The sequence below is a fragment of the Kitasatospora sp. NPDC096147 genome (genome assembly GCF_044763225.1).
In the GTDB taxonomy this organism is placed as follows: Bacteria; Actinomycetota; Actinomycetes; order Streptomycetales; family Streptomycetaceae; genus Kitasatospora.
The window spans coordinates 146261-157599 of the sequence record NZ_JBIWFX010000013.1 but is presented as its reverse complement, the minus strand read 5'-3'; the positions used below and the strand labels follow the sequence as shown (position 1 = coordinate 157599).

The following is an 11339-nucleotide window of genomic DNA, read 5'->3' as shown; positions in this document are numbered from 1 at the left end:
AGCCCTTTCTGCGACACCGTCTTTTCGTGATCCCGGAGGATTTCCCGGAAAAGGGAATGCCGAATTCACCCGCCCGGTCCGGGCGGGTGAATTCGGCAACGTGGAGGCCATGACGGGAATTGAACCCGTGTACACCGCTTTGCAGGCGGTTCCCTAAGCCACTCGGGCACACGGCCAGGCAGGGGGTGACGGCAGGTCAGAGACGGCTGCCGGCAAGGGTGGTGCGGGAGGAGAGGTCAGCGACAGGAGGGACAACAGGGAGCGGCACAGGTGCGGTGCGCTGCGATCGCCACCGTCTTCCTGCTCATGGCCTGCTCCCGTCGTCCGGCCCCGGAATCCCCGGGGGCGCTGTTGAATTCATAGTGGCCGATAGGGGGATCCCCCGTCAACAGCCGCATATGAATTCCGTGTGTCGGGTCGGCCGCGTGCTAGCCTCGACGGCAGGTGAGTGATCACCCCGGACGAGGCGCGTCGTACCCGGAACGACAAGACGGCGCAGTAGTGAAGTCGAGACCTACTGCGAGGAGTGCCGTCATGGCCTGGGTCGTGTTGATCGTCGCCGGTGTGCTGGAGACCGTGTGGGCCGTCGCCCTGGAGGCGTCGAAGGGGTTCACCCGGCTGGTGCCGAGCGTGGTGTTCGGGGTGGGCCTGGTGCTGAGCATGGGCGGGCTGGCGTACGCGATGAAGAGCATCCCGCTCGGGACGGGGTACGCGGTCTGGGTCGGGATCGGGGCGATCGGGACGGCGCTGTACGGGATGGCGGTCATGGGGGACGCGGTGACGGCGGCCCGGGTGACCTGTCTGGTGCTGATCCTCGGCGGTGTGGTGGGGCTCAAGGTGCTGCACTGAGGCGAGCAGGGCCCGCAATCAGGCGGCTCGGCAGGGCCTAGGACCAGCGGCGGAGAAGGATCGGAACCGCAGGTCAGGGGCAAATTCCGCATACGGCCCTTACGATGTCGGGCATGACCACAGCAGCCGGCAGCGCCACCCAGTCCGTGTCCCCAACACCCCCGGAAGAAGGGGGCGGGGTGCTCAGTGGCCCGTACCGGGCGCTGACGCTGGGGATCGTCTCGGTGGTGCTGCTGCTGGCCTTCGAGGCGACGGCGGTGAACACCGCGATGCCGGAGGCGGCCCGGCAGTTGGACGGGTTCGGGCTGTACGCCTTCGCCTCCTCGGGGTACTTCACCACCACGCTGTTCGCCATGGTGCTGTCGGGTCAGTGGGCGGACCGACGGGGGCCGGTCGGGCCGCTGTTCAGCGGGATAGCCGTGTTCGCCTCCGGGCTGGTGCTGTCCGGGACGGCGGCGAACATGTGGACCTTCGTAGCGGGCCGGGCGGTGCAGGGGTTCGGCGGCGGGCTGGTGATCGTGGCTCTCTACGTGGTGGTGGGGCGGTCGTTCCCGGAGCGGCTGCGGCCGGCCGTGTTCGCGGCCTTCTCGGCGTCCTGGGTGGTGCCCTCGATCGTCGGGCCGCTGGTCTCGGGTGCGGTGACCGAGCACGTGGGCTGGCGGTGGGTTTTCCTCGCGGTGCCGGTGCTGGTGCTGCTGCCGCTCGCGGTGATGGGGCCGGCCCTGCGGCGGTCCGAACGGGCCGCCGGCGCAAGGGAGTTGCAGACCGATCCGTACGACCTGCGGCGGCTGCGGTTGGCGGCGATGGCGGCGCTCGGTGCGGGGCTGCTCCAGTACGCCGGGCATCGTCGTGACCTGCTCGGCCTGGTGCCGGGCGTGCTCGGAGCGGCGCTGCTGGTGCCCGCCGTGCTGCGACTGCTGCCGGCCGGGACGCTGCGGGCGGCCCGGGGGCTGCCGACGGTGATCCTGCTGCGCGGGGTGGCGGCGGGGGCGTTCTTCGCGGCGGAGCTGTTCATCCCGCTGATGCTGGTCACCCAGCGGGGGCTGTCGGTGACCATGGCCGGGCTGGCGCTGAGCAGCGGCGGGCTGACCTGGGCGGCCGGCTCCTGGCTGCAGGGCCGGCCGTGGGCCCGGGCGCACCGGGCGGCGATGATCCGGCTCGGCTTCCTGCTCACCTCGGCGTCGATCGCGGGGGCGGCGCTGGTGCTGGTGCCGGGTGCGCCAGCCTGGGTGGTGGCGGTGGCCTGGGTGGTCGGCGGGGCCGGGATGGGGATGGCGGTGGCCACGGTCAGCGTCCTGATGATGGACCTGTCGGCGCCGGAGGACGCGGGGGACAACTCGGCCTCTCTCCAGCTCAGCGACGCGTTGGGCAACGTGCTGGTGATGGGCCTGGCCGGGGTGCTGTTCGTCTCGCTCGGCGGCGGCTCGCCGGAGGCGGTGGCCACGGCGGCGAAGGGGGACGTGCCGCCGCTGCCGTTCGCGGTGATCCTGCTGGTGATGGCGGGCCTGGCGCTGGTCGGCGCCCTGCTCTCCGGCCGGGTCCGGCCGTCCGGGGAACGGACGGCCGGAGCACGGGCCGCCGGAGAGCAGGCGCCCGGAGAGTGGACGGCAGCGGCGGAGGCACCCGGAGAGCAGGCAGTGCAGGCAGAGCAGGCAGTCGGGACGACGGCCGAGCGGCGCTAGGGGGTGCCGAGGAAGGTCTCCCAGCCTCCGGTGGGGGCCTGGCCGGGGGTGAGGGTCTGGAGCTTGCGGAGCACGGCCGGGTCCTGCACCTCCAGCCACTCGACGAGCTGACGGAACGACACCATCCGGACCTCCGGCTTGGCCGCGATGGTCCGGATGGTCTGTTCGACGGCGTCCATGTAGATGCCGCCGTTCCACTGCTCGAAGTGGTTGCCGATGTAGAGCGGGGCCCGGTTGCTGGTGTAGGCGCGGTCGAAGCCGGCCAGCAGGGAGCCGGTGGCCTGGGTGCGCCAGGCGTCGTACGAGCCGGGGTTGCCCTTGGTGTTGTTGCCGGACTGGTTGTACATGATGTTGTAGTCCATCGAGAGCACCTGGAAGCTGTGCCCGGGGAACGGGACGGACTGCAGCGGCATGTCCCAGAGCGCGCCGCCCTGGAACTTCTGCGGCCAGACCTGGGTGCCGCCGGGGCCGCTCGAGTCGTACTTCCAGTTCCGCTTGGCGGCGGTCGGCAGCAGGCCGCGCTGGCCCTCCAGGCAGGGGGTGCGGGCGCCGATCAGCTCCTTGCGGTAGTCGAAGGGCAGCGCGGGCAGGTCGGTGAAGCCGGTGTTCGTCTTCCAGTTCATCACGAAGTCCATCGCCTGCTGGATCTCGCTGTCCCACTCCTCGGGTGACCAGCGCCCGCCGCCGTTGGCGCCGCAGAAGTGGCCGTTGAAGTGGGTGCCGACCTCGTGGCCCTCCAGCCAGGCGGCGCCCAACTGCTCGATGGTGTCGTGGATGTGCTGGTCCGACAGGTAGCCGATGTCGCTGGCGCCGACCCGGTGCTGGGGCGGGTGGTAGAGGTCCTTCTTGCTCTCCGGCAGCAGGTAGATGCCGGAGAGGAAGAAGGTCATCGACGCCTTGTGCTCCTTGGCCAGGGCGCGGAAGCGGGTGAACAGGCGGTTGTCCAGCTCGCCCGCGCCGTCCCAGGAGAAGACCACGAACTGCGGCGGCCGCTCACCGGGCTTGAGCTTCTCGGGGGTGGGCTGGTTGGGCTGCGGGCCGGTGTCCGAGGTGGAGCCGTCGCCGATCGGCACCGCGGCCGGTTTGGCGGGGGCGGCCTGCTCGGCGGCGGCCGGGGCTCCGGCGGCGGGCGGTGCGGCCTGCTCGCCCTCGTTGGTGGTGCCGCTGCCGCAGCCGGCCGCCAGGGTGGCGGCGGTGGCTGCTCCGGCGGCCAGCAGACTGCGTCGGGAGATTGCGTCCATAAGCACGTCCGTTCCGGTAGCTCGTCGGAGCAGGGGCAGCGTGGGCTGTTTGTCCGATAAGTGCATGGATGTCGTGGATCGGGCCACAGCTTCCCACGCACCCGGGCGCGAATCGGGTAAGGCGGGGCGGGCGTCCGGGGTGATCCTGCGGGCGTGCACGGCGCGCTCACCCGCGCGGAGTACCCGGCTGGCGCGCCGGGCTGACCGGTCGTCAGATGGGTGGGGGTCACCAGCCGAACCCGGAGGGAGGGCCGGCCGCCGATGTGGCAGTCGCTGCTCGACGCCTACCGGGAACGGATCGTCGACACCGGCCGGGAGCCGCTCTTCCTGCTGCTGCTCGGGCTGATCGGCTCGTTCCTGTTCATCCGGTTCAGCGTCCGGATGATCCGCCGGGGCACCAGTTGGTGGCCCGGCAACGTCACGCCCGGCGGCCTGCACATCCACCACGTGGTCTTCGGCCAGGGGTTGATGGTGGTCTGCGGGGTGGGCGCGTTCGCCGTCCGGGGCGACGGCGGGCAGCTGTGGAACGTGCTGGCGGTCGGCTTCGGGATCGGCTGCGGGCTGGTGCTGGACGAGTTCGCGCTGGTGCTGCACCTGGAGGACGTGTACTGGAGCGAGCAGGGCCGGGCCTCGGTGGACGCGGTGATCCTGGTGGTCTCGCTGATCGGGCTGCTGCTGCTCGGTGAGCTGCCGCTCGGCGGCTTCTCCGGGAAGCTGACCCTCGGTCAGGTCGGGGTGGCCGGGCTGCTGCTGGTGCCGGTGCTGGTCTGCCTGTTCAAGGGGAAGACCTGGACCGGCCTGATCGGGGTGATGCTGCCCCCGCTCGCGGTGGTCGGGATGCTCCGCCTGGCCCGCCCGGCCAGCCCGTGGGCGCGCTGGCGCTACCGCTCCCGGCCCCGCCGCCTGGCCCGGGCGGAGCGGCGGGAGGAGCGCTTCCACCGCCGGGTGGTGAAGGCCAAGACCTCCTTCTACGACGTCCTGGCGGGCGCGCCGGACCCGAGCCCGGCGGGGGAGCCGCCCGCCCCGGCGCCGGTCGCCCCGCCACCGCGCACGGAGCCCGGGCCGGAGCCCGTACCGGAGCCGGCCCCGCCCGCTCCGGTGCCCCGGTGGCGGCAGCGCTGCGCCACCGCCGCCGAGTGGTACCTGCGGGTGGCCGCCCTACTCAACCTGGTGGCCGCCCTGGTCGCCCCGTTCCGGGACCGGGTGCAGCGGGCCAACAGCGGCGAGTACTTCACCCCCGTGCTGATGACCGCCGGCTTCACCGCCGCGCTGCTGGCCGCCCTGCTCGCGGTGATGACCCGCCGTCGCAAGCGGGCCGCCTGGCTGGTCACCACCGCCGTGGTGGCCGGGTACGCGGCGTACTGCGCGCTGGCCCTGGCCGTCCTGCCGGAGGACCGCGCGCACCCCTTCAACTGGGTCTCGATCGCGCTGACCACCGCCCTGCTGCTCGCCCTGCTGGCCGCCCGCCCGGCCTTCCGGGCCCGGGGCGAGCGGGGCAATCTGGCCGCCGCGCTGGCCGTGCTGTTCGGCGGCGGCGCGCTGGTCACCGGCCTCGGCACGGTGCTGCTCCGGCTGGCCGACGACGGCCCGCACCCCGGCTGGTCGGACTGCGTGCAGTACGTGGTGCTGCGGCTGTTCACGCTGGCCCGGATCGTGGAGTACGCCGACCTCGCCGTGCCGCGCTGGCTGGACGTGCTGATCAACGTGCTGGGCGCCGCCGTGCTGCTGTTCGCGGTGCGGATGCTGTTCCGCTCCCCGCGCGGCACCGAGCGGCTGGAGCCGCCCGAGGAGGAGCGGCTGCGCGCGCTGCTGGCCCGGTACGGCGAGCGGGACTCGCTGGGCTACCTGACGCTCCGTCGGGACCGGGCGGTCTGCTGGTCGCCGGACGGGCGGGCCGCCGTGGTGCACCGGGTGCTCAACGGGGTCTCGTTCGCGGCCGGGGACCCGGTCGGCGCCCCGGACGCCTGGGCCGGGGCGGTGGAGTGCTGGCGGGAGCGGGTCCGGGCGGCCGGCTGGGTGCCCGCCGTGATCGGGCCGGCCGGGGCGGGCGCCGAGGCGTACCGGGTGGCGGCGGGGCTGCGGGCGCTGGAGTACGGCACCGAGGGGGTGGTCGCGGTGGCCGGCTTCCGGCCCGGGCCGGAGCTGCGGGCGATCCGGGCCCGGGTCGGTGCGGCCGGGTACCGGGCGGTGATCCGGCGTCACCGGGACGTCCCGGCCGCCGAGTCGGCGGAGCTGGTCCGGCTGGCCGACGCCTGGCGGCACGGCCGGGACGTCCGGGACTTCGCGCTCACCCTCGGGCGGTTCGGCGACCCGGCGGACGGCGACTGCCTGCTCGCGGAGGCACGGGACGAGCGGGGTCGGGTCTGCGCGCTGCTCAGCCTGGTGCCCTGGGGCGGGGACGGGCTGACGCTCGACCTGGTCCGCCGGGACCGCGAGTCGGACGACGGGCTGGTCTCCCACCTGCTCTGCGAACTGCTGCTGCGGGCCGGGGAGTTCAGGGTGCGGCGGATCTCGCTGAACTTCACCATGGCCCCCGGGGCCGGGCACCGGGCGCTCCGCCTGCTCGCCCGCTGGTGGCGGCTGGACGAGCGCTACCGGGCGGCCGAACGGTTCGGCCCGACCCGGCGGGCCCGCCACCTGCTGTACGAGAAGTCCTCCGAACTCCCCGCCATCCTGGCCGCCGGCCTGGTCGGGGACAGCCTGCTGACCCGCCGTCGGCTGCGCGGCGCTCGGGAGGACGGGCGGGAGCACGGGCGGGAGGACGGGCGTGCGCCCGAGCCGGACCGGGCGGTGGCGCCGGGCAACTGAGACCTCGTCGGCACGGCCGGTCCGCCCACCCCCGTCCCCGGCCTCGTCCCCCCGCCCCGCGCCGTCCGCCCGGCCGGGAGCGTGCTGCGGCTCACCCGTTCAGTAGTCCACAGCGGGTGGTCCGGCCCGATGGCGGGTTGACTGGCCGGGCGTGGGTCGGGCGGAGTCGGGTGGACGAAGAGACGAAGAGGAGTGCAGGTGGCGGGTCGTCAACTGGTCTCGGGCTCCTGGGCCGGGGCGGTGCTGGCGGGCGGGGCGTTGGTGCTGGGCGCGTGGCTGCTCGGTGGCGGCGGGCTGGTGCTGCCCCCGGCGCCGGGGGCGGCGCAGGCGATGGACGGGGCCACCTCGGCCGCGCTGCTGGTGCCGCCGAGGGAGCGGGCGGTGCCCACCCGGGTCCGGATCCCGGCGATCGGGGTGGACGCCCCGGTGGCCCGGCTCGGCCTGGACGGAGGCGGCCGGCTGGAGGCCCCGGCGGTCCGGGAACGGAACCTGGCGGGTTGGTACCGCGACGGCATCACCCCAGGTCAGCGTGGAACCGCGATCCTCGCCGGGCACGTCGACACGGCAGAGGGCCCGGCGGTCTTCTACCGGTTGGGAGCCCTGCGCAAGGGCGACCAGGTGGAGGTGGAGGGGGAGGACCGGGGCACCGGCTGGTTCGTGGTGGACGCGGTGGAGAGTTTCGCGAAGCGGGACTTCCCGGACACCCGGGTCTACGGCCAGGGCCGTGACTCCCAACTGCGCCTGATCACCTGCGGCGGCGACTACTCGGCGGCGCAGGGCTGGGAGGCCAACGTGGTGGTCTTCGCCCACCTGGTGCGCAGCGTGACGTAGCCACCCACCCGGGCTGCCCGGCTGCGCCGCGTGCGCACCCGGGACGGCGTCGGCAGCCGGGCCGGAACGGACCGAGACGGAAGAGAAGAGCGGCATGACGATCGCGGCCTGGAACCCGCTGGACTGGCGGATCACTGCCGGGGTGATCCCGTACCTGGTGCTGGCGGTCGGCTGCGCCGCCCTGCTGGGGCTGGCGGTGGCCCGCGGGCGGGGCTGGTGGACCCGGCGCTTCCCGTGCGCGGTGGTGCTCGCCGCCGCGCTCTCGGTGCTGCTGAAGTACGCCGTGGACGACTGGTGGCAGCCGCTGCCCGACGGGCTGCCCCGGCCGACCCTGTACTGGATCTCGGTCGCGATCCTCGGCGTCTGCCTGGCCGCGTTCCGGATGCCGCCGCTGCGCTGGCGCGGGCGGGCCCTGGCGGCGCTGGCCGCCGCGCTGGTGGTGCTGATGTCCTCCTCGCAGATCAACCGGGAGTTCGACCAGTACCCGACCCTGCGGGTGCTGCTGGCGCCGTGGCTGGAGAAGACCGACGCGCTGCCCGCCGGCCGGGTCCGCACCGTCGAGGTGCCGCCGGGCAAGGTGCTCTCCGAGGTCTGGCAGGCCCCGCCCGGGCTGCCGGCCAAGGGCACCGTCTCCACCGCGCCGCTGCCGGGCGTGAAGTCCGGCTTCAAGGCCCGGGACGCGTACGTCTACCTGCCGCCCGCCTACCAGGCCGACCCCCGGCCGCTGCTGCCGGTGCTGGTGCTGATGGCCGGTCAGCCCGGTTCGCCCGCCGACTGGGTGAACTCCGGCGGGATGCCGGAGCTGATGGACGAGTTCGCCGCCGGGCATCAGGGCCTGGCCCCGATCGTGGTGGTGGTGGACCAGATCGGCTCCCAGTGGGGCAACTCGCTCTGCATGAACTCCCGGATCGCCCAGGCCCAGACCTACCTGGCCGAGGACGTGCCGGACTGGATCCGCACCCACCTGCAGACCGCCACCGGCCGGACCGCCACCTCGATCGGCGGCCTCTCGCTGGGCGGCACCTGCGCGCTCCAGCTGGGGGTCAACGCCCCGCAGGTCTACGGCTCCTTCCTGGACATCTCCGGCCAGCAGGAGCCCACCCTGGGCAGCCGGGAGAAGACCGTGGACGAGGCCTTCGGCGGGGACGAGGCGGCCTTCCTGGCGGTCGACCCGGTGCACGTGATGGCGCGTCAGAAGTTCCCCGACACCGCCGCCACCTTCGTGGTCGGCGCGAGCGACGGCGAGTACGGGCCGCAGCAGAAGGTGGTCCACCAGGCGGCGGTGGCCGCCGGGATGAAGGCGCGGGCCCTGACCGTGCCCGGTGGCCACGACTGGGGCACCTTCCGGGCCGGACTCGGCACCAACGTGCCCTGGCTGGCCCAGACGACGGGACTGATCCGATGACCGGTATCCGGGCCGCCGAGGCCCCCACCACCCCCGCCCCGGAGCGGCACCGGCGACTGCGGATGCTGGCCCTGCTGGCGGCCCGGGTCCGTACCGCCCCGCTGACCCTGGCGCTGTTCGCGGCCCTGTGGATCGTCGGCGCGGCCACCGGCAGCCTGGGCTCGGGCCCGGACCAGCCGCTGCTGGAGCAGGTCGGGGCCGGACTGCCGACCCTGGAGGCCGGGCGCTGGTGGACCCCGCTGACCTCGGCGCTGTGGATGCCGGGGATCGGCGCGTACGTGGTGACCGGCCTGGTCCTGCTGCTGGTCGGGCCGGTCGCCGAGCAGCGGCTCGGCCGGGGCCGCAGCGTGCTGGTGCTGACGGTCTGCCAGGTGCTGGGCTCGCTGCTCGCGGCGGCCGTGGTGCGGCTCGGGGTGGCGGCCGACCTGAGCTGGACGCAGGCCATCCAGGACCAGATCGCGGTCAGCCCGGAGCCCGGACTGCTCGGCCTGGCGGCGGTGCTCAGCTACCGGCTGACGGTGCTCTGGCGGCGCCGGCTGCGGCTGCTGGTGGTGCTGATGCCGGTGATCACCATGCTCTACATCGGGCACCTGGAGGGGGTGCGCCGGGTCTGCGCCGTGCTGGTGGGCCTGCTGCTCGGCGCCCTGCTGTATCACCGGGGGCCTGCCCGGCCGCGCGGCATCTCGCACACCGAGGCCCGGGTGCTGGTGGCGCTCTGCCTGGTGGCCACCGCCGTCGGCCCGCTGGTGGCCTCGCTCTACAAGGACGCGATCGGGCCGTTCAACACCATGAGCGAGCTCTACTTCTCGCACGTCCCCTCGGGCGAGGAGGTGGCCGCCGCCTGTGAGGAGTCGGCCCGGGCCTGTGCCGCCGCGCACTCCACCCAGCGGTTCTTCGACTCGCCTGGGCGGCTGATGGCGGCCCTGGTGCCGGCCCTGCTGCTGGTGCTGGCCGAGGGGCTGCGCCGGGGCCTGCGGCTGGCCTGGTGGCTGACCGTGGTCACCGAGCTGGCCTGGGCCGGGGTGCTGACCTGGCTGCTGGTGGACAACTACGACGAGTTCGCCGAATCCGACGGCGCGGGCTTCCTGGTCCAGCTGATGGGGGAGGCGATGCTGCTGCCGGTCCTGGTGCTGGCGCTGCTGCTGATCACCCGTCAGCGCTTCGACCAGCGGCTGCCGGTGCGGGTGGTGCGGCGGCTGTCGGCCGTCATCGGTGCCGCGCTGCTGCTCACCTGCGGCGCGTACGTCGGGATCGGCTGGCTGGTCCGGGACCAGTTCGAACCGGACGCCACCTTCGGCCAACTGGTGGCCGGGCTGCCCTCCGAGCTGCTGCCGCCGGCCTACAACGCGCTGGTGCCGGACTATCCGATCGCGGACGGCGGCACCGCGCAGGCGCTCCAGATCTGGTGCGGGGTGCTGTTCTGGGCGGTGGCGCTGACCACCCTGCTGGTGGCCTTCCGCCGCCCGGTGGTGCACGTGGACGCCGAGGACGCGGCCCGGGCCCGGGCGCTGCTGACCGCGCACGGCGGCTCGACGCTCTCCTTCATCACCACCTGGGACGGCAACCACTACTGGTTCGACGAGCGGGGCGAGGCGGCGGTCGCGTACCGGGTGCTGGCCACCGTCGCCCTGACCACCGGGGACCCGTTCGGCGAGCCGGAGGCCCGGCTGCGCGCGGTGGCCGGCTTCGCCCGGTACTGCGACGAGCGCGGCTGGACGCCGTGCTTCTACAGCGTCACCCCGCAGGTCCAGCAGGAGGCCGAACGGCTCGGCTGGCGCTCGCTCCAGGTGGCCGAGGACACCGTGGTGCCGCTGCCCGACCTGGCCTTCACCGGCAAGAAGTGGCAGGACATCAGGACCTCGCTGAACAAGGCGGGCAAGCAGGGCATCACCGCCGAGTGGTGGAGCTGGGCGGAGGCGCCGATCGCGATCCGGGACCAGATCCGCTCGATCTCCGAGGAGTGGGTCTCGGACAAGGGCCTGCCCGAGATGGGCTTCACCCTGGGCGGCCTGGACGAGCTGGCCGATCCGGCGGTGCGGATCCTGATCGCGGTGGACGCCGACCGCACCGTGCACGGGCTGACCAGCTGGATGCCGGTCCACCGGGACGGCGAGCCGGTCGGCTGGACGCTCGACTTCATGCGCCGCCGCTCGGAGGGCTTCCGGGGCGTGATGGAGTTCCTGATCGCCTCGGCCGCGCTGGGCTTCAAGGAGGAGGGCGCCGAGTGGCTCAGCCTGTCCGGTGCCCCGTTGGCCCGGGTCGAGCGGGGCGGGCAGCCGACCGCGCTGGACCGGCTGATGGACTGGCTGGGCCGGAGCATGGAGCCGGTGTACGGCTTCCGCTCGCTGCTCGCCTTCAAGGCGAAGTTCCAGCCCGAGTACCGCCCGATGTACATGGTGTACCCGGACCCGGCGGCGCTGGCCAGCATCAGCCGGGCGATCGGCAAGGCGTACCTGCCGCACCTGACGCCCGCTCAGGGGGTGCGCCTGATGCGCAAGCTGTCCTCCTAGCGGCCGTCCCCTC

General features: G+C 73.7%; 7 protein-coding genes, 1 tRNA gene and 1 riboswitch. Of the genes, 6 read left to right on the top strand and 2 right to left on the bottom strand.

All coding sequences use genetic code 11. The features are described 5' to 3' along the window. Positions 1 to 101 precede the first annotated feature (101 nt). Positions 102 to 176, bottom strand: a tRNA-Cys gene (locus tag ACIRBX_RS30930). Positions 177 to 439: 263 nt separating this feature from the next. Continuing rightward, positions 440 to 500, top strand: a riboswitch (guanidine-III (ykkC-III) riboswitch). 34 nt (positions 501 to 534) lie between these two features. On the opposite strand from ACIRBX_RS30930, the gene ACIRBX_RS30925 reads away from it, so the two are divergent. Both ACIRBX_RS30925 and ACIRBX_RS30920 read left to right on the top strand, forming a co-directional pair. Further along, complete coding sequence (locus ACIRBX_RS30925) at positions 535 to 849, top strand: DMT family transporter (protein WP_402301991.1); 315 nt, start codon at positions 535 to 537, stop codon at positions 847 to 849. 113 nt (positions 850 to 962) lie between these two features. Next, a complete protein-coding gene (locus ACIRBX_RS30920) occupies positions 963 to 2531 on the top strand; it encodes an MFS transporter (RefSeq protein ID WP_402301989.1) in 1569 nt (522 codons plus the stop codon). Here the strand turns inward: ACIRBX_RS30920 and ACIRBX_RS30915 are convergent. Further along, positions 2528 to 3772, bottom strand: coding sequence for a hypothetical protein (locus tag ACIRBX_RS30915; protein WP_402301987.1), 1245 nt, complete (start codon positions 3770 to 3772; stop codon positions 2528 to 2530). The genes ACIRBX_RS30920 and ACIRBX_RS30915 overlap by 4 nt on opposite strands. A 261-nt stretch (positions 3773 to 4033) precedes the next feature. On the opposite strand from ACIRBX_RS30915, the gene ACIRBX_RS30910 reads away from it, so the two are divergent. The 4 genes from ACIRBX_RS30910 (at position 4034) to ACIRBX_RS30895 (ending at position 11326) form a co-directional block, all read left to right on the top strand. Beyond that, positions 4034 to 6580 carry a phosphatidylglycerol lysyltransferase domain-containing protein gene (locus ACIRBX_RS30910; RefSeq protein ID WP_402301985.1) on the top strand — a complete coding sequence of 849 codons (2547 nt, stop codon included), beginning with the start codon at positions 4034 to 4036 and terminating at the stop codon, positions 6578 to 6580. Positions 6581 to 6778: 198 nt separating this feature from the next. Beyond that, a complete protein-coding gene (locus ACIRBX_RS30905) occupies positions 6779 to 7411 on the top strand; it encodes a class F sortase (protein WP_402301983.1) in 633 nt (210 codons plus the stop codon). A 94-nt stretch (positions 7412 to 7505) separates the two neighbouring features. Further along, entirely contained in the window at positions 7506 to 8816 is a 1311-nt protein-coding gene (locus tag ACIRBX_RS30900; protein WP_402301981.1) for an alpha/beta hydrolase, read from the top strand. Beyond that, on the top strand, positions 8813 to 11326 hold the full coding sequence (locus ACIRBX_RS30895; protein WP_402301978.1) for a bifunctional lysylphosphatidylglycerol flippase/synthetase MprF: 2514 nt from the start codon (positions 8813 to 8815) through the stop codon (positions 11324 to 11326). Before ACIRBX_RS30900 ends, ACIRBX_RS30895 begins: the two co-directional genes overlap by 4 nt. Positions 11327 to 11339: the final 13 nt, after the last annotated feature.